Origin of the sequence: Nonomuraea zeae (assembly GCF_005889725.1) — a bacterium.
Classification (GTDB): Bacteria; Actinomycetota; Actinomycetes; order Streptosporangiales; family Streptosporangiaceae; genus Nonomuraea; species Nonomuraea zeae.
In genome coordinates this window covers 29,118-48,727 of sequence record NZ_VCKX01000040.1, presented here as the reverse complement: position 1 = coordinate 48,727, position 19,610 = coordinate 29,118, and the positions used below count along the sequence as shown (strand labels likewise).

Here is a 19,610-nt window from a genome sequence, read left to right as displayed (position 1 = left end):
GTGACCGCACCCGTGCTGGCGGACAAGCCGGGACTGGCGCCGGGCCCAGGGAGGCGGGCCCGGCGCCGCCCGGCCGCCCGCCGCCGCGACCGGCTCACCGCCTGGCTGCTCATCACCCCGGCGCTCGCCTATTTCGTGATCTTCCTGCTGTATCCGGCTCTTTCGGCTCTCTACTACAGCTTCACGGACTGGAACCTGCGCACCGACGCCAACTGGGTGGGCCTGTCCAACTACGCCGACCTGATGTTCGATGACGTGAAATATCCGCACTTCTGGAAGTCGGTACGGGTCACGCTGCAGTACACGCTGATCGCCGTGCCGATGACCATGGTGGCCGCGATGGTGCAGGCGCTGCTGCTCAACGCGATTAGGCGTGGCGCGAACCTGTTCAGGCTGCTGCTGTTCCTGCCGGTCGTCACGGCGGAGGCGGCGGTCGGCGCCATCTGGCGCTGGCTCTACGACCCGCAGTACGGCCTGATCAACTCGGTGCTCGGCCTGGTCGGCATCCCGGGGCAGAACTGGCTCAACACCCCCGAGCTGGTCATCCCCGCGCTGGCGTTCATCGCGACCTGGCAGTGCGGCATCTCGATGATCATCTATCTGGCCGGGTTGAAGGGCATCCCCGGGGCCATCCAGGAGGCAGCGATCATCGACGGGGCGAATCCCTGGCAGCGGTTCTGGCGGGTGACCTTCCCCATGCTCCGGCCCACCACGTTCTACCTGCTGGTGACGGGCGTGATCGCGGCCCTGCAGGTGTTCGGCCTGGTGTACGTGATCTTCTCCGGCAACGGGCGCAGCGTCACCGGCGGCCCCGAGCAGTCGGGGCTGACCTACGTGCTGCACCTCTACCTGTTCGCCTTCCGCTACGACGCCATGGGAGCGGCCTGTGCGATGTCGTTCATCCTGCTGGTCTTCATCATGATCGTCACGGCGCTGCAGTTCAGGTTCGTCAAGCAGGAGGCGTCATGACGACAAGCCGCAAGGTCTCCGTCTACGTGGCCCTCGTGCTGCTGGCGGCCGTGTCGGTGGTGCCGTTCCTGTGGATGCTGGCGACCTCGGTCAAGCACGGGCAGGACATCTACACCAAGGTGCCCAGCCTGCTGCCGCTGGACAAGAAGACCGGCGAGTGGGCCGCGACGCTGGACAACTACGACTACGTGCTCGGTTACGGCGGGCTCGGCAGCGCGTTCGTCAACAGCCTCTGGGTGTGCGCGGTCCTGGTGCCGGCCAAGCTGCTGATCGACGCGCTGGCCGCGTACGCGTTCGCGCGGATCCCGTTCCCCGGGCGCGACAAGCTGTTCGTGATCATGCTCGCCGGGATGATGGTGCCCACGATCACCCTGCTGGTGCCGCGCATCCACGTGACGCAGGCGCTCGGCATGTTCGACACCGGGTGGGGGCTCATCATCCCGAACGTGGCCTCGGTGCTCGACATCTTCCTGCTGCGGCAGTTCTTCCTGTCGATCCCGGCCGAGCTGGAGGAGGCCGCGCTGATCGACGGCGCGGGCCGGATGCAGATCTTCTGGCGGATCGTGCTGCCGCTGTCGAAACCGGTGCTGGCGGTCGTGACGATCACCAGCTTCCTCTTCCACTGGAACGACCTCGTGTGGCCGCTGGTCGTGACCAACGACCCCGAGCTGTACACGCTGCCGCTGGCGTTGCAGCAGCTCGTGGCCAGCCCCGACGGCGGGCGCGCGTACTACATCATGGCGGGCGCCACGCTCGCCGTCCTGCCGGTGATCGTCGTGCTGCTGATCTTCCAGCGCCGCATCCTGCAGGGCATCGCATTCACCGGGCTCAAGGCTTGAGGAGGAAAAGCGTGATCATCGAGGTCCGCGACGGGGTCGCCGTCGTCGACGGCGTGCCGCGGGTGCTCGTCACCGCCGACTATCCCTACTACCGCGACGATCCGGCCGTGTGGGCCGACCGCCTGCGCGGCGTGCGGGACGAGCTCGGGATCGAGGTGGTCACCTGCTACCTGCCCTGGCGGCACCACCAGCCCGACCCGGGCGCGGCGCCCGACTTCACCGGCGCCACCCGGCCGTCCACGAATGTGGTCGGCTTCCTGGAGCTGTGCGAGGAGCTGGGACTGCGCGTGATCGCCAAGCCCGGCCCGTTCATCCACGCCGAGGTGACCTACGGCGGGCTGCCCGACTGGGTCTGCCCGGACGCCGACCCCTCGATCGAGCCGCTGCTCGACGCCGCCGGCGCCCCTTCGCGGTGGGCGGACGGGTCCGCCGCCGCCGGACGGCCGCTGCCCGCGCCGCTCGGCCCCGCGTTCCTGGCCAAGGCGGCCCAGTGGCTGTCGGCGGTGGGCAAGGAGGTGCTGGCGGGGGCCGGTCCCGTGATCGCGTTGCAGATCGCGAACGAGGGCCTCTACACCAGCGGCGCCCTGCCGCTGACCGCCTACGACTACAGCCCGTCCGGGGTGGCGTTCTTCCGTGACCTGCTGCGCTCCTGGTACGCGACGCCGGAGGCGTACAACGAGGCGCACGGGACGGCCGTCCGCGACTGGGCGGAGATCCACCCGCCCACGGCGGCCTCGGGCCTGCTCGCGCAGGCGGACTGGGGCCGCTTCCACGCCGAGTACCTGGCCGAGGTGTACCGCGTGTGGACCCAGGCCGTCGGCTCGGACCTGCCGGTCGTCGTCAACCTCAACCCGCCGACCGTGCCCGAGCTGGACGACTGGCTGGCCAGGGTCAGGCCGGAGCTGTGGGGCGGCATCTCGTACGGGTTCACCAACTGGATGGGCGTCGTGTCGGCCGAGCGGGACGCGCAGGCCCGCTACGTGATCGCGGCCAAGCGCGCCCCCGGGCCGAACCTGGAGGAGAACTGGGGCTTCTCCCAGCTCTACAACCCGGCCTACATCGACGGGGCCACCAGCTTCCACCAGTCGCTGCTGGCGCTGGCGGCGGGGGCGACCGGGTTCAACGTCTACACCGGGGTCGCGACCTCGGGCTGGGCGCCGGAGCTCGACGCGGCGCACGCGGGCCCGTACCCGGACTGCGCCCCGATCGACGCGGACGGGACGGCCACCGTCAAGGCCCCCGTGGTACGGGCGCTGGCGGACTTCTTCGCGCTGCACGGCACGGAGTTCCTGGAGTGCGTGCCCGCCGCCAGGGACGCGTTCGGGCTATATCTCCCCTATGCCGGGATCGCCGCGCTGTCCGGCCCAGACGGCCCGCAGTGCGGCCGGGCGCTGCTGGCCTTCCACGAGCGGATGCGCGCGAAGGGCCTGGACTACGCCGTCGTCGACCTGGAGAGCGCGACGCCGGAGGAGCTGGCCGCCTACCGGACGGTCACCGTGCCGGGCGGGCCCTTCATGCACGCGAGCGTGCAGCGGCTGCTCGCCGCCTGCACCGCCGCCGGCGGCCAGGTGCTGGTGGACGGCCCCGTCCCCGAGCTGGACGAGCGCCTGGCCCCCTGCGCCCTGCTCACCCCGTCCGCCGAAGAGCCGGACGGCGAGCACCCGATCCTGTACGGCGCCGCCGACGCGTTCCTGCGCAGCCACCCGGACCGGGACGTCCACTACGTGACGGTGCTCGTCCAGACCGGGAACCGGGGCCCGATCGGCGTGCGGACCCCGTACGGGAACGCCGAGGTCATCGCCGCGGACGGCGGCGCGGCGGTGCTGCGGCTGGCCGGCGGCCGGCTCGACGACCTCGTGGTGAAGGGACTCAACGGATTCCTGTCCTCGGCGGTCGCCGCCCGCGTGACGCTGAACGGCGATTCCGTCGTGACGGCCGGCCCCGCCGACCTGGTGATGCTCGCGGGAGAGCGGGCCTGACGAAAGTCGGGTATTCATCGGCCGGAGCACGCGTATTTACCCGGTGCTGTCACCACTCTGCTCCTTCACACGGGGACCTGTTCCCACGGGAAGGAGATCGAAATGGCGACCGGAGAATTTCAAGTGATGAAAGTACCGGCGGAGCAGCTGGCCGGTATTCTGCACGGCCAGGTTGTCGATCCGGGCGCTGCACCCACGAACGTCGTACGGCGGAGCGAGGGTTGGACCATAGACGTGAGCTGGGAGGTAACGGGCGAGCTGGTCGACTGGCTGGCGGGACGCTGGCAATTGGAGATCATCGCCGACCTGCTCGGAGGTGGTGAGACGAGACATCCCTCCCCACCCGTGGAGTTGACCTTCACACCTGGCTCCGGCAGATATACCGCCTCCATTCCGATGCGGGGCCAGCTCACTCCCGGAACTTATGACCTGGTCGTCAATCTCACCACCACGACGGCCGCGGGCACCGCGGGGGCGCTCGGCGGATTCGTGGTGATCAGCAAGATTATGGTGAAGGAATGACAGGCGCCGCCCCGGGCGGCCGCCCGGGGCGGCCGCCCGGGGCGGCGGCGGATGGAGCCCTCACGGCCCGCCGGACCCGCCGGACCCGCCGCTCGGCGTCCTGCAAGCCCGCCGCAAGTCGCGCAACCTACGCTCCTGGCTGGCGGCCACGGGGAACGGCCGGCCGCCGGACCGTATCCGACGCGACCATCCGAAGTCACCACAGCTCCACCACAGACTCCACGACCGGCGCCGTCATCCGGCGCCCGCTATCTGACGCCGCCTGTATCTGAAGCCGCCGGGATCGCTCTGTCTCCCGTGAGGGCGCAGGAACAGCGAACGGGAGACCTCATGTCCGACACGCCGATCACCGCGGGGATGACCGCGGACGACGTGCTGCGCATCGCGGCCTACAAGGACCGGAGCCCGGCACTCGAAGCCATGGTCATCGCCTACAGCTACCACCGCGTCGCCGGGGACCTCGCCCAGCACCTGGGCAGGGACGCGAACAACTGGTACTGCTACGCCACCTGGACCTCCAAGGCGGTCGGAGAGAGCCTCGACCTCGGGCCGGACTCGCCGTTCATCACCGACTTCGGCCGCAAGCTGCGGGTGCCGGCCCGCTTCACCCGGCTGTTCAGGGCGACGCTGCTCACCCTGCTCGGGCCCAGCTACGAGCTGGGGCTGGCGCTGGCCAACCGGGCCATCTTCCTGGAGACCGCCAGCCTGGCCGTCAACCTGTGGAACGACACGCCCGACCGCTTTCTCCGGGTGAGCCCGGAGTCCGAGCTGACGCCGACGCCGCCCGAGTTCCTGACCGACCTGCTGTCGCCGGCCGACGCGCGCTATCTGAAGTCCGCCGCCGAGTTGCTGATCGAGGCCGCGCAGGCCACCGATCCGGCGGTCCGGGCCGAGCTGATGTTCGGGGCCAACGTCGCGCTGTCGGCCTACGAGCAGGCGCGCGCGCAGAAGGCGCTGGAGCTGGTGCTCTACCGGCCGGTCAGGTGGCTGACCCGGGTGTCGTGGCGCTCGCTGCGCTCCGTCGTGACCCGGCGGCGCTTCCCCCGCTTCCGCCTGTTCAGCGCGCCGCACGAGCAGCAGCCGTGGCTGACGCGCACGCTGGAGGAGAAGTGGGCCGCACTCTACACGCGCCGCATGTTCGCCGTGCGCACGCCGCTCAGCGACATCAAGGTCGGGCAGCCGCTGACCGCGCCGGCGGGTGTGGACATGGCCACGGTGTGGGCGCCGATCCAGAACGAGAAGGTGCGCAAGCTGGCCGAGGAGTTCATCACCGAGGACCAGGAGGCGTCCACGGCCGGGGTGACCAACTGGGTGTCCTATCCCGACCGCATGCGCTTCATCGTCAGCTACTTCCGCGTCTACCAGCACGTGGGCGCGCTCTATGACGTGCCGTTCGACCAGGACGTCGCCGACGGCCTGGCCAGGGAAATGGCGCGGGGGCTGGTCCCCGAGGCCGTCAGCGAGATGTTCGCCGGCAACCCCGGGCTGCGCCAGCCCCACCGCAGGCTCTACCGATACCCGGCCGAGAGCGACCCTGACGCCAACGAGATGGCGCACTTCGACTTCGAGCCGTTCCTGGAGGCGATCCCGCTTGACCAGTCCGCCAAATAGCCGATCAGTCCAGGAAGTCCCTGGTGATCTCGCGGGCCTGGAGAAGCCCGCGTAGCTTCGCGAAACAACGGGCTCGGGTGGGCCCGATGCTTCCTACCGGCCTGCCCAGCCTGCGTGCCACATCGACGTAGTGGGGCTCGGAGGTCTCCGTGAGCGCTCTGAACAGGACTCGCTGCGCTGCCGGCAGCTCTTCGACGAGCTCCTCCAGCGTGCCGGCCAGCCAGATCCTGGCCAGCTCCCTGTCCACGTCATCCGTGCTGCCCAGCGAATCGAGGTCAGGCGTGCAGATCTCTCTGGTCCGCCTGGTCAGCTTCAGGCACTCGCGGAAGGCGATGGTGGCCAGCCAGCCGGCCATGCGCTGGCCGTCCTCGACGCTCTTGAGGTTCTGCCAGGCCAGCAGCCAGGTGGTCTGCAGCACGTCCTGGGCGTCCTCGTGGCTGAGCCTGAAGCGGCGGATGCGGGCCTTCAGCATCGGGCTGAACTCCTCGATCAGCCGCTCCCACGCCTCGGAATCGCCGTCCTGCGCGGCGGACACCAGAGCGGCCGTGTCGAGGCGTTCGATGGTCTCCAACGTCATGTCGTTCTCCCTGCCGGTCCGGTGTCTCGGGGGGCCATTACCGGCCGGCACACCAACGGTGCGCCGAGTGATCCTCCGGGACTGTTTCGGACGTGACAGTGCGGATGTGTTCCTCGTCACATTCCGCAGATCGGTTACCACTTACTGCCCTGGCGCGGAATGCGGCCTAAAGTTCTTGCATGAGCGGGCGCAGCGGGATTCCGCAGGACATCCAGCCGGTCGCGACGGTGCTGGCGGAGATCCCGTTGTTCCGCGTGCTGGGGGAGAGCGGCATCGCGAGCACGGCCCGCGCCGGGCTTGCGAGGAGATACCGGTCAGGGCAGATCATCTTCCATCAGGGGGATCCGGGAGAGTCCCTCTACGTGCTGCTGGACGGCCTGGTGAAGGTGGTGTTCACCACCGAGCACGGCGACGAGATCGTGCTCAACATGCTGGGCCGAGGGGACACCTTCGGCGAGATGGCGCTGCTGGACGGCTCGCCGCGCTCGGCCTCGATCGTCACCGTGCGGCCCGCCTGGGTGTTCGCCCTGCCCAGGGCGCGGCTGCTGGAGCTGATGCGCGAGCATCCCGGGCTGGCCGACGAGTTCCTGCGCATGCTCGGCCACATGGTGCGCAGGCTCACCGACCAGGCGGCGGACCTGGCCTTTCTCGATCTGGGCGGGCGGCTGGCCAAGCTGCTGCTGCAGCTGGCCGACAAGCACGGCCAGGCCGACGGCGTCGTGGACCTGCCCGGTCTGACACAGTCGGACCTCGCCGCGCTGATCGGCGCGTCGCGACCGGCGGTGAACCGGGCCCTGCAGTCGCTGGTGTCGAGGCACCTCATCGCCATCGAAGGCCGGACCATCACGCTGCTGGATGTCGCCGCCCTGCGAAAGCGGGGCGGGCTCTGACCGAATCTGGAGTACGGGGCAAATGAACGATCACGACAGCGCCGAGCGCTGGCCGGAGGAGAGGTTCCGGCGGCTCAGGCAGCAGGCGGATCCCGAGATCGACGCGGTGGTCACCGAATACCTGCAGACGCGGCCCGAGGAGGGCGGGCCGCTCGACCTGCTGAAGGCGGTGGTCGCGGAGCTGGCGACGGCCAAGCGGGAGGCCAGGGCGCCGGCCGGCGAGCCGCCCGCGGCCGGCATCTTCAAGGCCATCGACTTCGCCAGGGAGCTGCCCGACTGGGGCGACGACCGCGCGCTGCTGGCCAAGGGGCAGGCCATCTTCGCCGACTACGGGCTCTACCAGTCGGCCGCGCTGTTCTTCGCGTGCCTGCCGATGGCGTACGTGGAGGTCTCCAGCGCCAAGGTGCTGGCCGGCGTGTCCAACCTGGCCACGCACAGCCTCACCCGCCGGGTCGCGGAGACCGGGCAGATGCTGGTGGACGTGATGGGGCTCAAGGCCGTCAACAGCCTGCAGCCGGGCGGACCGGGGCACACCACGGCGATCGGGCTGCGGATCCTGCACTCGTTCGTGCGGGCCCTGGTCGAGGAGCGCTACTCCGACCGCTGGGACACCGCGAAACTCGGTCCGCCGGTCAACCAGGAGCTGCTGCTCGCCACCCTGTTCGACTTCTCCGTGGTGACGTGGGAGGCCATGGAGACCATGGGCGTGACGCTGACCGACGAGGAGCGCGCGGCCCACCTCTACACCTGGAGCGTGTTCGGCCACCTGATGGGCGTGGAGGCGTGCCGCGACAGGCCGCTCACGCTCGCCGACGTGGAGCCGGTCAGCGCTCGCCTGGGCCGCCTGTGCGAGCCCAGCGAGGAGGGCCGCCGGCTGATGGCCATGCTCCTGTCGGAGATGGAGGAGTTCATGCACCTGGGGTGGCGCAAGCTGCCCCGCAGCCTGGTGCACTGGATCTTCCGCGACGCCGCCTACGGAGCCGACCGGGTGCCGGAGCTGCTCGGCGTGCCGAAGCCGGCCTGGTGGTGCACCGCCCTGTTCGCGGCCGGCCGCGCGGCGCACGAGCGCGCATGGCTGGCAGGACCCGTACGCGGTGTGGTTCGCTGGCTGGTACGCAGGGCCGGCCGGCACATCGTGGTCGCCATGATCGACCGCTTCTCCGACGGAGAGGCGGCGTTCAGGATCCCCGACGACCTGGCCCGCGCGTGGCGGATCAGGCAGTCGAAGCCGGCGGTGAAGACGCGTCAGATCCGCCAGACCGTACGCCAGACGCTACGAGCACCCGCGCAGGGTCGGGGCTGAAAGGGCTGCGCACGTGACTGTCCCGCATGAGCCAGGCACGCTCACCACGGCGACCATCCTGTTCACCGACGTGGTGAGCTCCACAGCCATGCGGATCAGGCTCGGCGAGGAGCGGGCCAACGTGGTCTTCCGCCGCCTCTACCAGCTCCTCCACTCCGTGGTGACCGCGAGCGGATCGACGTTCACCAAGAGCCTGGGCGACGGGCTGATGGCGGTGTTCGACTCGGCCACGGCCGGGCTGGACGCCATCATCGCGGTGGAGCAGGCGGTCGCCGACGAGAACGAGCGTGCCCTGGAGAAGATCTCGATCAGGGCCGCGCTCGCGGCCGGCGACGTGTGCTGGGGTCACGACGACGTCAGCGGGCTGCCCACCGTGGAGGCGGCCCGGCTGGTCGCCGTGGCGGACGGCGGCCAGGTGATGTGCACCGATCTGGTGCGGCGCCTGGCGCAGGGGCGCAGCAGGCACGAGTTCAAGGACCTGGGGCGGCTGCCGGGCAAGGGGCTGCGCGAGCCGCTGCACGCGTACGAGCTGCACTGGCAGAGCGCCGACCACCACCACAGCGGCGAGCTGGCGTCCTGGCTGGACAACGGTCACGTGCTGCCCTTCGTCGGCAGGGACGAGGAGCTGCGGGCGCTGGACGGCGAGCTGGCGGCGGCCGAGTTCGGCAGCGGGCTGGTGATCCTCCAGGGCGAGCCGGGGGTCGGCAAGACGCGGCTGGCGTCCGTGGTGGCCAGGCGGGCGCTCAAGCGGCAGTTCACGGTGCTGGCGGGGCGGTGCACCGATCCGGCGCGGCAGGCGTACGAGCCGATCGCGGGGGCCGTGGAGCGGCTGGCCCGCACCTCGCCCGCGCTGCTCCTGCGGGCCGGGGTCGACCAGCAGTGCGGCCAGCTCGTCCGGCTCGCGCCCTCTCTGGCCGCGCCGCCGCTGTCGCTGGAGGTGCCGCCGGCCACCGAGCCCGTGTCGGAGCGCTACCACCTGATGGCGGCGGCCCGCACGCTGATCGAGCGCCTGGCGACCGTACGCCCGGTGCTCCTGGTGATCGACGACCTGCAGTGGGCGACGCTGGAGTCGCTGCAGATGCTGCACGCCCTCATGTGGGACGCCGACGCGCTGCCGCTGCTCATCCTGGCCACGTCGCGGCCGGTGCCGGTCGACGCCGCCATGCCCGAGCTGTACAAACTGACCGCCGACAGCCGGGTCGTCCAGGTCTCCTCCTTCGGGCTCGACGAGGTCACCGACGCGCTGCGCGAGGTGCGCGGCGGGGGCGACGCGGGGCTCCTGCACCGGATCACGGGCGGCAACGCGTTCCTGATCAGCGAGGTGGCCAGGGAGCTGAGCGCGGGCAAGGAGCTGGACGCGCTGACCGTGCCCGACTCGGTCACCCGGATGGTCATGGCCCGGCTGTCGCAGCTTCACCCGGACGCCAGAGACCTGGTCAGCCTGCTGGCCGTCGGCGAGCGGATGGAGGCCGCGGAGCTGCGCCACGGTCTCGGCCTGGACGAGGCCAGGTTCGTGGCCGCGGTGGAGGAGGCCATGGGCGCGGGCCTGGCGACCTCGACGGGCAACGGGCCGTACCACTTCTCCCACGAGCTCACCAGGAACGCCCTGTACGCCACGCTGTCGGCGCCGCGCGCCGGGCTGCTGCACGGCCGGGTCGCGGACGCGCTCTGCCAGACCGACCCGAAGGCCATGGAGGCCCGGCCCTACGTCGTGGCCACGCACCTGCTGGCCGCCGCCGAGCACGGCCGCGACCCCGGCAGGGTGAGCGCGGCGGCGGACGCGGCCGTCCACGCAGCCCAGCACGCCCTGGCCGGGCTGGCCCACCGCGAGGCCGTCACCTGGTACAAACGGGCGCTCGACCTGCTGGAGGACTTCCCCGGCGCCGGCGACGAGCGGCGCGCGGAGCTGCTCATGGAGTGCGGCAGGGCGATGTGGCTGGCCGGGCACCCGGAGGCCAGGGCGACCCTGATGCGGGCGGCCGACCTGGCCAGGGAGTGCGGGCGCAACGACCTGATCGTCACCGCCGCGCTCGGCGGCGACCGCGGCTCCAGCGTGTCCGCGACGCCCGACCAGCAGCGCATCGCGTTGCTGACCGAGGCGCGCAAGCTGGTCGACTCGACCGACCTGAGCACCAGGGCGCTGCTGGCGGCCCAGCTCGCCTCGGAGCTCATCTGGGCGCCCGACGGCGAGCGGCGCTTCGCGCTCAGCGACGAGGCGGTGGCCCTGGCCCGCAAGTCGGGCGACCCGCGCACGCTGGCCGGCGTGCTGGGCATGCGCAGCCTGACCATCATCCCCGCCGACCCGCTGCACCAGCGCCACCGCGACGGCGACGAGATGCTGGAGGCGGCCCGCCGGACGGGCGACGACCTGGCGCTGTTCCACGCGTACGTGCAGCGCACTCCCCCGGTGCTCGACAGCGGCGACGCGGTCAAGGCGGCGATGCTGCTCGACCAGGCCGACGAGCTGGCCCGCCGGCTGGGCCAGCCGCACCTCAACTGGCTGATCGGCTACTCCAAGGCCGGGCTGACGCTGATGCAGGGCGACCTGACGCAGGCCGAGGCCGAGGCGGAGTCGGCCATGCGGCTGGGCACGGAGATCGGCCGCCGGCTGGAGGCGGTGGCCATCTACTCCGAGCAGATCGCCGAGATCCGGCGGCTGCAGGGGCGGCTGTGGGAGCTGCGCGAACGGCTGCGCCGCGCGGCGCAGGCGCCCCGGGTGGACCCGGTGCACGCGGTGCTGCGCTACCTGTGCGAGCTGGCCGACGAGGAGGCCGATCCGCTGCTGGAGCGCATCCTGGCCGACCGGGGCGCCGTGCCACCGCGCAACATGGCGCACCGGCCCGCCCTGGACAACCTCGCCGTGGCCGCCTCGCGCCTGGGGCGGGCGGAGCTGGCCGAGCGGCTGTACGACTCGCTCACCGGCGAAGGTGAGACTTTCGGGCACGGAACGGTCATGCACCACTGTGGCCACCACTACCTGGCTCACCTGTGCGTGACGATGGGCGATCAGCAGCGGGCCTCGGAGCACTTCGAGGCGGCGGCGGAGGTGCACGAGCGGCGTGGCGTGCCGCTGATGCTCGCCGAGTCCCTGCTGGACTGGGCGGAGCTGCTGGAGACGGGCGGGGTGAGCGGGCCCAAGCCGGCGGATCTGCGCGAGTGGTGCGCGTCGCTGCTGTCGGGCCGCGGCGCCCTGCTGCTGGAGCGCCGCCTGCACTGACGGCCCTCGCGCTCGGGGCTTTGAGTCCCGGTGTCAGGACGTCAGGGTCTGGCCTGCCTCGATCGCCTGGCGGACGCTCCTGGCCAGGGTCTCCTCCAGCGCGTCGCCGTGGGCCGCGAGCTCGCGCATCCCCTCGTCGTCGTCGGTGTGCGCCAGCAGCGCCCGGTACTTGTCGTTGTTGCCCAGCGCCGCCTTCGCGCGCAGGGCGGCGTCCGCCTCCTGGACCCGGTGGGCGTACCGTTCCAGGCTCTCGATCCTGGCGGTCACGGCGTCGATGGATCTGCGTAAGGCCTTCTGCTGGGGCTCCAGCACGGCCAGCAGCTCGGGTGTCACCACCCCTTGGCGGGCCTCGCGCTGCTCCTCGTGCAGGTGCGTCTGCACCCGCAGCAGCAGGGCGATCTCCCAGAGCTGGCCGGGTAACAACACCTCGTTGGCCAGGCCGTCCAGCAGGCGCAGGCGCATGACCTCGGAGGTGTAGACCGACATGACGGCCGCCCTGGCTCGTTCCAGGAGGTCCCGCGCGGAAGGAGCGAGCTCGGACACCACCACGAACCTGTCCCGGTACGGCGAGGCGGCGGCGCTCCGCCCGAGCCGGGGGATGAAGCAGTCGATGATCTCCAGCCGCTCATCCTCGGTCAGCAAGGGGTCGGCGACGAAGTCGACCGTGCGGATGACGTGGTCCCGCTCCCGGGCGAGCAGGCGCTCCTCCGCGGCTTCGGCGGCCTTGATGCGGCGGGTGTCGTGCACGATGACGAAGGCGCCGAGGGCGATCGGGAGCAGCAGCAGGGCCACGACCACGACGCCGGGATCGAGCGCCCCGGGGAGCGCGTTGGTCATGATCAGGACCCCCACGAGCATCATGAGGGATGCCAGCAGGTAACCACAGCCTTTGGCCACGTCGTCCCCCTCGGTGCGAGTTCCCGAAGTGCCCTGAGAGTTCACAATAGCGGCCGATTTCACGAAGATCGCTAATTTCGGAGGGTTGGCGGCCGCGGTTCGGGCCGCTGCCGGGCCTGAGACCCCGGCGGCTCGCGGCGACGCCGGCGGAATGCAGGGTCCGTCAGCGGAGGTAGGAGGCGCCGTTGAGGTCTAGCACGGCGCCGCTGGCCCACTCGGCGGCCGGTGAGGCCAGGTAGACGACGGCCGCCGCGATCTCCTCCGGGGAGGCCACCCGGCCGAAAGGGCTCTGCGCGCGGATCGCGTCGCCCTCGGAGCCGTTGAGGTGCTCGCTCGCCATGTCGGTCTCGACGAACCCTGGCGCCACGGTGGCCACCGCTATGCCATGCGGCGCGAGGGCGACGGCCAGGGACTGGCCGAGCGCGTTCAGGCCGGCCTTGCTGGCGCCGTACGCCGGGCTGTCCGGCTCGCCGCGGAAGGCCCCGCGCGAGGACACGTTGACGATCCGGCCGCCGGCGGGCATGTGCTTGAGCGCGCACCAGATCACGTTGGCCGCACCCGTCAGGTTGACGTCGAGCGTCCGCCGCCAGGCGGCCTGCCACTCCTCGTAGGACGACTCGGTGATCGGGTGGTGGAAGAAGACGCCCGCGTTGTTCACCACGACGTCGATCCCGCCCAGCTCGCCCGCCGCCGCGTCCACCATCAGCCGCACGGCCTCCGGGTCGGCCAGGTCGGCCTGTACGACGGCGTGCCGCTGCCCCGGCCCCTGCCCCGGCAGCTCGGCCAGCACGGTCGCCGCCTCGGCCGCCGAGTCTCGGTGGTGGATCGCGATCCGGTCGCCCTGGGCGGCGAACGCCGCCGCGACGGCGCGGCCGATGCCTCTCGACGCGCCGGTGACTAGAACTCTGCGTCCGCTCATCCGCCGCACCCTAGCAGCACCATTCGCCCTCGAACCGCCGGGGGCGATCTCCGTCCAGCCTGGCCACCCCGCTCGGGAAATGTCCGTTTCTGGGGGCTCGGGGGCAAGCGCACACCAGGGTGGCCGGCAATCGGCGGGCGGGCCGTATCAGGCTGCCTGTCCCTGGCGGACCGGAGGGTCTCGCTGCTTGTCCCTGGCGGATCGGGGGTTCTCAGGGTGGTCGGCCGCTGGCGCGGCCTACTGGCCCAAGGCTTGGCGGGCGAGCTCGATCTGGCGGGCGGCGGCCAGGGCGATGTGGTCGTCCCAGGGTCGGGCGACGACCTGCACCGCGCCCGGCCAGCCGACCACCATGTCCGATGACGGGCCCGACGGCGGGCCTGATGGTGTGACGACGACGGGTGCGCCGGTGAGGCTCCAGGGCAGGGTCGAGAAATAGTCGGACTCGGTGGATTCGCGCCAGAGCGGCGGCGGCCCCTGGGTGGCGGGCGTCAGGAGCACGTCGAGGTGTGCGGTGGCCATGAGGAGGCGCCTGCGGAAGCGGTCCCAGTCCCACAGCACCCGTACGTTCTCCGTACCCGACAATCCGGCCCGCCCCCAGTGGCGGCGGGTCAGCTCGAGAGCCTCCTCCCGCACGTCGGGCACCGGCTCGGCCACCACGGTCGCGCCCGCCCCGGCCAGCGCCTCCAGTGCGAGCATCGTGGGCTCGTCGGGGGCCATGACACCCACCCGCAGCCCCGCCACGTCCACCGCGGACGGGTCACCCAGCGGCACGGGTGGCACGCCCGCGTCCAGGCCGTCGGGGCCCGCTGTCACGGCGAGCACGAGGGCGAGGTCGCTCACGGTCGTGGCGAGTGGGCCGAGGACGGTCCTGCCGTCCTCCAGCGCACCACAGCGCGGGAAGTGCCCGGTGAGCGGCACCCGGCCGAATGTCGGCTTCAGACCGGAGATCCCGCACCAGGCGGCGGGCAGGCGGATGCTGCCGCCCGAGTCGCTGCCCAGCCCGAGCGGCACGGCCCCGGCGGCGACCAGCACGGCCGTGCCCGAAGAGGAGCCACCGGGGGCCCGAGCCGGGTCCAGCGGGTTCCTCGTTTCGCCGTACAGGGCGTTGTCGGCCATGGCACTGCTGATCGCGACCACGATCGCGCCGGCGGCCCGCAACCGCGCCACCGCGCTGGCATCGACCCCAGGCCGCCGCCGTCCGTCACCGGGGTCCAGGACGGAGGTGGAGGCGGGGTCGAGCGTGGCGGTGGAGGTGGGGTCGAGGGCGGCATCAGGTCGGCGGCGGCCCTCGCCCGGATCGAGTGCGGGGTCGAGTCCGGCCCCAGGTCGCCGGCGGCCGTGGCCGGGGATGGAGGCGGGGCCCGGCGGCTCCTGGGGGCGGCCCGTGGTGCCGGTGACGGGCCAGCCCGCCACGTCGATCCAGTCCTTGACCGTGATCGGCACCCCTTCCAGCGGCCTGGCCGACCCGGACCGCAGCCGGTGGTCGGAGGCCGCCGCCTCGGCCAGGCTGCGCTCCGGGTCGGTCGCGGCCACCCCTCCGATGCGCCCGCGCAGGTCCACCAGGCTGTCCAGCACGTCCCGCACGGTCTCCTCGACCGTCGTCTCACCGGTCTTGTACCGGCGGACAAGGTCCAGCGCACGCCCCGCCAACTCCGCCTCCTGCCCGCGGCCTCCAGAAGCCGCCTGAACCCGGCCCCCGCCAGGCCCGCTGCGAGCCCAGGCGGAGGCCGGTTCAGAATGGCCAGTCGGCGTTCGTTCCGGCCTCCAGCAGCGGGATGAGCCGGAACGTGGCGTCCGACAAGCCGCCGAACTCGTGCCGGTTCCACCCGCCGGCCGGCATCGCCGCGGTGCGGTAGCCGCCCAGGTTGAAGCCGTACACGGGCACCCGCTCAGGCACCGACTCGCTGACCCCGCCGCGCATGGTCTGCATGTCGGACACGATGACCACCCGGTCGTGCCCCGCGTACGTCCGGCGCACCGACTCGGCGATCCGCGTGCCGTGGCCGACCTCCCCGACCCGGGCGCAGAACCGGTCGATCTCCGCCAGCACGGAGCCGCCCGCCGCGACAGGGTGGAGGAAGACGCCGTCGGCGAAGCCGTACAAGTCCACCCGGTCCCCCCGGGCCGCGAGCGTGACGCCGAACAGGGCGGCCGCCTGGACCGGCGTGACCGTCGAGCGGCGCGCGATCGAGCCGCTCGACATGGACGCGGAGGTGTCCACGAGCACCAGGGTCCGCCCGGCGAACGCGGGGACGTTCGCGGTGGCCAGGGTGAGCGCCCGGTCCAGGGCGCGACCCCATCGCGGCGACGGCGCGTTGCGGTAGGCCGAGTAGAAGCGGAACGGGAGCTGCCGCGACGCCGCCACCTCCGCCGGATCGGTCAGCCTGGCGGCGACCCGTCCGGCGACCTCGCCGGCGATACCGGCCGCGTCGAAGCTGCGCAGATTCCGCAGCAGCGACATGTAGCCCATGTCAGGGATGATCGCCTCCCACGCGGCCGCGTCCATCGGCCCCTGCAGCCAGCCCGCCAGCGCCTCCCAGGTGACGCCCGCGCCGCCCACATCGGGCAGCAGCTCGCGGCGCTCCCGCACCGAGGCGGCCATCAGGCGGGCACGGGCGGCCACCACGGGCAGCGCGTCCGGGACGTCCGCGCCGCGGCCGTGCCCCCGGTCGAGCGCGTGCTCGAACAGCGCCCCCTGCCACGGCTTGGCCGGGTCGGGAGCCGGGTGCACCAGCTCGATCACGTCGCCGAACCGGAAGGCCCGGCCGGCCGTGTCGTACTTGAGCAGGCTGCGCTCGGTGTAGAGGCGGCGTACGGCGTCGGCGACCCCGCGCTTGACCGGCTTCGGGATGGCGCGGCCGTAGGCGGAGGTCCAGTACGCCAGCGCCTCGCCAGGCTCGTCGGCCCGCTGCAGCACGGTGTCGACGAGCTGCCGGTTGAGACCGTGCTCCCCCGCCGCGAGCCGGGCCCTGACGGCCTCCAGCGCCGCCACGATGGGCGCCGAGCGCAGGTTGGCCGTGCCGCGCAGCCACGGCAGGAAGCGCGCCAGCCACTCGCCGTCCTCGACCGCCACCTGGTGGACCAGCGCGCGGTAGCGCGCGTCGCGCTCGCCCGCCCGCTCGTAGAAGGTGTCCTCGCCGACCATGTTGGAGACCGCGAGCAAGAACAGCTCGCCCTTGGCGTCGCGGACGTAGCCGGGGGCGCCTTCGTGGGTGCGGCCGGTCGGGGCGCGCTCGGTCGTGACGGGACTGGTGACCGCCGCGCGTGCTCCAGCTCTGTTGAACTTCGCCATGACCTTGTGAGGCCCCCTTTCGTGGTCGGTCGAGAGGGGGCCTCGCGGACCCTCCCGAGATCAGGGTGACGGCAGGTGCCCATCCAATTGGGCAACAGCCCCATGGGGGTGGGGCTGCAAGGAATCGAACCTCGAAGGAACTGCTGTCGTCGCACCGGGAAGGCGTTCATCCTGGAATATCACGGTAACGACAGCTGCCGCAGCGGCACATCCGGTTTTCCGGGGTCACCGCCCGCGTACGATCAGCCGCCACAGCCGCCTCGGCCGCTTCCCCATGAACGCGGCTCGCTCGTTGACCTGCGGGAACGGCTCCTCGGGAACCGGCACCCCGAGGAAGGCGCACAGCGGCTCCCATCCCTGCCCGCTCTCGAACACCAGCAGCCGATCCGCCGCGATCGCGGCCTTGACCTCCGCGACGTGCCGTTCGAAGACCTCGATGGCGTACGCGCGGTCGTCGATGCGGCCGTCGAAGACGCGGTCAATGACGGTCGCCCTGGCCATGCGCGGGTAGAGGGCGAAGTCCGGGGCCCTGAGCGCCACCAGCCTGCGGATCACCCGGCGGCGCAGGGGCAGCCGCCGCCGCTCGGCCAGCGCGCTGCGGAAGATGGTCTCGCTGACGCTCTCCCACCAGCGTTCCGGGTCCCGCACGGTGAGGACGACCTTGGCGTCGGGGTAGCGGGCGGCCAGCTCGCGCCAGTACGCGGCGGCCGGCCAGTCCACCGCCGACCGGAAGCCGGCGAACACCTCGTCCCAGTCGCGCGAGCGGCCCTCGCCGACGTCGAGCCACTGCCGCACCCGGTACGGCTGCGCGATGACCACCGACATGTGGTAGCAGGGGCCGAACCCGAGCAGGTCGAGTGCGGCCCTCAGTGAGGCCGTGCCCGTGCGGCCGAACCCCGCGCCGATCACCTTCACGTCTCGCCCACCACCCGCAGGTCTCTGATCCGTCTCTGATTCGCGCCGTCTAGCCTCACAATGAATCCGGTTTTATGACGACATGCCTACCCCAACAGCCGCAGAAAGCCCAGCCCCCGCCAGCGCAGAGGAGCCGGCCATGGTGTTCCCGCAACCCCTGCTCGACGCCCTGCGCGCCGCGCCCGCCACCCCGGCCTTCGAGCACGCGGGCAGGACCGTCTCCAGGGGCGAGCTGCTGGAGCTGATCGGGCGGCTGGCCGGCGGGATGCGCGCGGCTGGCCTGGGCCCCGGCCGGGCGATCGCCGTCCGCACGTCCGTCACGCCCGAGGCGTTCGCGGCGCACATCGCCGCGCACGCGCTCGGCTGCCGCGTAGTGGGCATCCGCCCGGGATACCCGCCGGGGCAGCTCGCCCACGTGCTCGGCATGGGCGCCGACGCCGTGCTCGTGGACCCGGCCAACGCCACGCCCGAGCTGCTCGCGGCCTCGAAGACGGCGCTGTCACTCGGCCCCGGCGCGACCGACCTCCTCGCCCAGCCCGCCGGCGACCAGGAGCTCACCGTGACGGCCCGCCCCGGCGACGTGGCCGCCCTGACGTTCACCAGCGGCAGCACCGGGCGGCCGAAGGGCTGCGCGATCACCTACGCGGCGCTCAGCGCGCACTGGGCGTGGCAGCCGCGCGCGTGGTCCCCCGTGGCCGCCGCCTTCGCCAGGGGCTTCGAGCGCTATCTGCTGTTCGGCACGCTGGCGAGCATGGTGGTCATGGAGTTCCTGGCGCCGTGCCTGCTGGGCGGCGGGACCGCGGTGATCCCGGAGGACGACGGGCGGCCGCTGTTCCCGTACGCGATCGAACGCTACGGGATCACCGGGTCGATCATCACCGTGCCCCGGCTGACGCAGATGCTGGACCTGCTCGACAAGGAGCCCGCCGACGTCGGCAGCCTGCGGGCGCTGATGGTGTCCGGCTCGCCGATCGGCCCGAGCCGGCTGGCGGCCGCCGCCGGACGGCTCGGCCCGGTCGTCTACCAGGGGTACGGCGCCACCGAGGCGGGCAACGTCGCGATGCTCACCCCCGAGCACATCGCCGCGGGCGTCCTGGACTCGGTCGGCCGCCCGCATCCCATGGTCGAGCTCAGCGTGCGCGACGAGGAGGGGGCCGAGCTGCCCGCGGGGCGGACGGGCGAGATCCACGTCCGCAGCCCGTACGTCATGGAGGGCTACTGGGGCGAGGAGGAGGAGACCCGCGACACCCTGCGGGACGGCTGGCTGCGCACCCGCGACCTCGGCCACGTGGACGAGGCCGGCTTCCTGTATCTCTCCGGCCGCTCCCGGGACGTGATCATGGTCAACGCGATGGTCGTCTACGCGGGCCCGATCGAGCGCGTCCTCGCCGCCCACCCCGACGTGGCGGAGGCGTACGTGGCCGGCGCGCCCGACGAGGGCACCGGCGAGGCCGTGCACGCGTTCGTGGTCCCCGAGCGGGGCCGCCGCCCGGACCCGGACGCCCTGACCGCGCTCGTACGGGCCGAGCTCGGCGCGGACAGCGCCCCCCGGACGATCACGACGGTGCCCGGCGTCCCGGTCGCGCCCAGCGGCAAGCCGGACAAGCGCGCGCTGCTGGACCTGCCCCGAGGCGCTCTCTGAGCAATTTCTGAGAATCACGCGCCAACACTGATGTTGTC

The 19,610-nt window shown here is 72.1% G+C and carries 15 protein-coding genes; 9 read left to right on the top strand and 6 right to left on the bottom strand.

What is annotated here, in order from left to right; genetic code table 11:
• The 5 genes from ETD85_RS15690 to ETD85_RS15670 all read left to right on the top strand — a co-directional run bounded on the left by ETD85_RS15690 (window position 1) and on the right by ETD85_RS15670 (window position 5,920).
• Window positions 1-969, top strand: coding sequence for a carbohydrate ABC transporter permease (locus ETD85_RS15690; RefSeq protein ID WP_138690443.1), 969 nt, complete (start codon window positions 1-3; stop codon window positions 967-969).
• The gene (locus tag ETD85_RS15685) at window positions 966-1,808 is read left to right on the top strand and encodes a carbohydrate ABC transporter permease (RefSeq protein WP_138690442.1); all 843 of its coding nucleotides are present in this window, start codon (window positions 966-968) and stop codon (window positions 1,806-1,808) included. Before ETD85_RS15690 ends, ETD85_RS15685 begins: the two co-directional genes overlap by 4 nt.
• Before the next feature lie 11 nt (window positions 1,809-1,819).
• Window positions 1,820-3,787 carry a beta-galactosidase gene (locus ETD85_RS15680; RefSeq protein WP_170246691.1) on the top strand — a complete coding sequence of 656 codons (1,968 nt, stop codon included), beginning with the start codon at window positions 1,820-1,822 and terminating at the stop codon, window positions 3,785-3,787.
• A 102-nt stretch (window positions 3,788-3,889) separates the two neighbouring features.
• Window positions 3,890-4,309, top strand: coding sequence for a hypothetical protein (locus tag ETD85_RS15675; protein ID WP_138690440.1), 420 nt, complete (start codon window positions 3,890-3,892; stop codon window positions 4,307-4,309).
• A gap of 330 nt (window positions 4,310-4,639) precedes the next feature.
• Window positions 4,640-5,920: a hypothetical protein gene (locus tag ETD85_RS15670; RefSeq protein ID WP_138690439.1), complete on the top strand. Its 1,281-nt coding sequence runs from the start codon at window positions 4,640-4,642 to the stop codon at window positions 5,918-5,920.
• A 4-nt stretch (window positions 5,921-5,924) separates the two neighbouring features.
• On the opposite strand, the gene ETD85_RS15665 is transcribed toward ETD85_RS15670, so the two are convergent.
• Window positions 5,925-6,497: an RNA polymerase sigma factor gene (locus ETD85_RS15665; protein WP_138690438.1), complete on the bottom strand. Its 573-nt coding sequence runs from the start codon at window positions 6,495-6,497 to the stop codon at window positions 5,925-5,927.
• Between the two features lie 179 nt (window positions 6,498-6,676).
• Here ETD85_RS15665 and ETD85_RS15660 point away from each other — a divergent pair, with 179 nt between their 5' ends.
• From ETD85_RS15660 to ETD85_RS15650, 3 genes are read left to right on the top strand one after another with little or no spacing between them, the layout of a single operon-like run.
• Window positions 6,677-7,387 (top strand): Crp/Fnr family transcriptional regulator, encoded by a 711-nt coding sequence (locus tag ETD85_RS15660; protein ID WP_138690437.1) that lies wholly within the window; start codon window positions 6,677-6,679, stop codon window positions 7,385-7,387.
• 22 nt (window positions 7,388-7,409) lie between these two features.
• Window positions 7,410-8,690, top strand: a complete 1,281-nt coding sequence (locus ETD85_RS15655; RefSeq protein WP_138690436.1) for an oxygenase MpaB family protein — start codon at window positions 7,410-7,412, stop codon at window positions 8,688-8,690.
• A 13-nt stretch (window positions 8,691-8,703) separates the two neighbouring features.
• Entirely contained in the window at window positions 8,704-11,907 is a 3,204-nt protein-coding gene (locus tag ETD85_RS15650) for an ATP-binding protein (RefSeq protein WP_138690435.1), read from the top strand.
• A 33-nt stretch (window positions 11,908-11,940) separates the two neighbouring features.
• Here the strand turns inward: ETD85_RS15650 and ETD85_RS15645 are convergent, their stop codons facing one another.
• The 5 genes from ETD85_RS15645 to ETD85_RS15625 form a co-directional block, all read right to left on the bottom strand.
• On the bottom strand, window positions 11,941-12,804 hold the full coding sequence (locus ETD85_RS15645) for a hypothetical protein (protein ID WP_138690434.1): 864 nt from the start codon (window positions 12,802-12,804) through the stop codon (window positions 11,941-11,943).
• A gap of 163 nt (window positions 12,805-12,967) precedes the next feature.
• Complete coding sequence (locus ETD85_RS15640) at window positions 12,968-13,723, bottom strand: SDR family NAD(P)-dependent oxidoreductase (RefSeq protein WP_138690433.1); 756 nt, start codon at window positions 13,721-13,723, stop codon at window positions 12,968-12,970.
• A 237-nt stretch (window positions 13,724-13,960) separates the two neighbouring features.
• Window positions 13,961-15,373 carry an amidase gene (locus ETD85_RS15635; RefSeq protein ID WP_138690432.1) on the bottom strand — a complete coding sequence of 471 codons (1,413 nt, stop codon included), beginning with the start codon at window positions 15,371-15,373 and terminating at the stop codon, window positions 13,961-13,963.
• 82 nt (window positions 15,374-15,455) lie between these two features.
• The gene (locus ETD85_RS15630; protein WP_138690431.1) at window positions 15,456-17,015 is read right to left on the bottom strand and encodes a TROVE domain-containing protein; all 1,560 of its coding nucleotides are present in this window, start codon (window positions 17,013-17,015) and stop codon (window positions 15,456-15,458) included.
• 225 nt (window positions 17,016-17,240) lie between these two features.
• On the bottom strand, window positions 17,241-17,930 hold the full coding sequence (locus ETD85_RS15625) for a sulfotransferase family protein (protein ID WP_138690430.1): 690 nt from the start codon (window positions 17,928-17,930) through the stop codon (window positions 17,241-17,243).
• A 139-nt stretch (window positions 17,931-18,069) separates the two neighbouring features.
• On the opposite strand from ETD85_RS15625, the gene ETD85_RS15620 reads away from it, so the two are divergent.
• Window positions 18,070-19,572 carry a class I adenylate-forming enzyme family protein gene (locus ETD85_RS15620; protein ID WP_138690429.1) on the top strand — a complete coding sequence of 501 codons (1,503 nt, stop codon included), beginning with the start codon at window positions 18,070-18,072 and terminating at the stop codon, window positions 19,570-19,572.
• Window positions 19,573-19,610 lie beyond the last annotated feature (38 nt).

Coding starts and splice junctions, on each gene's coding strand:
- ETD85_RS15670 (WP_138690439.1), top strand. CDS start 4,640: ATGTCCGACACGCCGATCACCGCGGGGATGACCGCGGACGACGTGCTG.
- ETD85_RS15640 (WP_138690433.1), bottom strand. CDS start 13,723: ATGAGCGGACGCAGAGTTCTAGTCACCGGCGCGTCGAGAGGCATCGGC.
- ETD85_RS15685 (WP_138690442.1), top strand. CDS start 966: ATGACGACAAGCCGCAAGGTCTCCGTCTACGTGGCCCTCGTGCTGCTG.
- ETD85_RS15660 (WP_138690437.1), top strand. CDS start 6,677: ATGAGCGGGCGCAGCGGGATTCCGCAGGACATCCAGCCGGTCGCGACG.
- ETD85_RS15620 (WP_138690429.1), top strand. CDS start 18,070: ATGGTGTTCCCGCAACCCCTGCTCGACGCCCTGCGCGCCGCGCCCGCC.
- ETD85_RS15630 (WP_138690431.1), bottom strand. CDS start 17,015: ATGGCGAAGTTCAACAGAGCTGGAGCACGCGCGGCGGTCACCAGTCCC.
- ETD85_RS15675 (WP_138690440.1), top strand. CDS start 3,890: ATGGCGACCGGAGAATTTCAAGTGATGAAAGTACCGGCGGAGCAGCTG.
- ETD85_RS15655 (WP_138690436.1), top strand. CDS start 7,410: ATGAACGATCACGACAGCGCCGAGCGCTGGCCGGAGGAGAGGTTCCGG.
- ETD85_RS15665 (WP_138690438.1), bottom strand. CDS start 6,497: ATGACGTTGGAGACCATCGAACGCCTCGACACGGCCGCTCTGGTGTCC.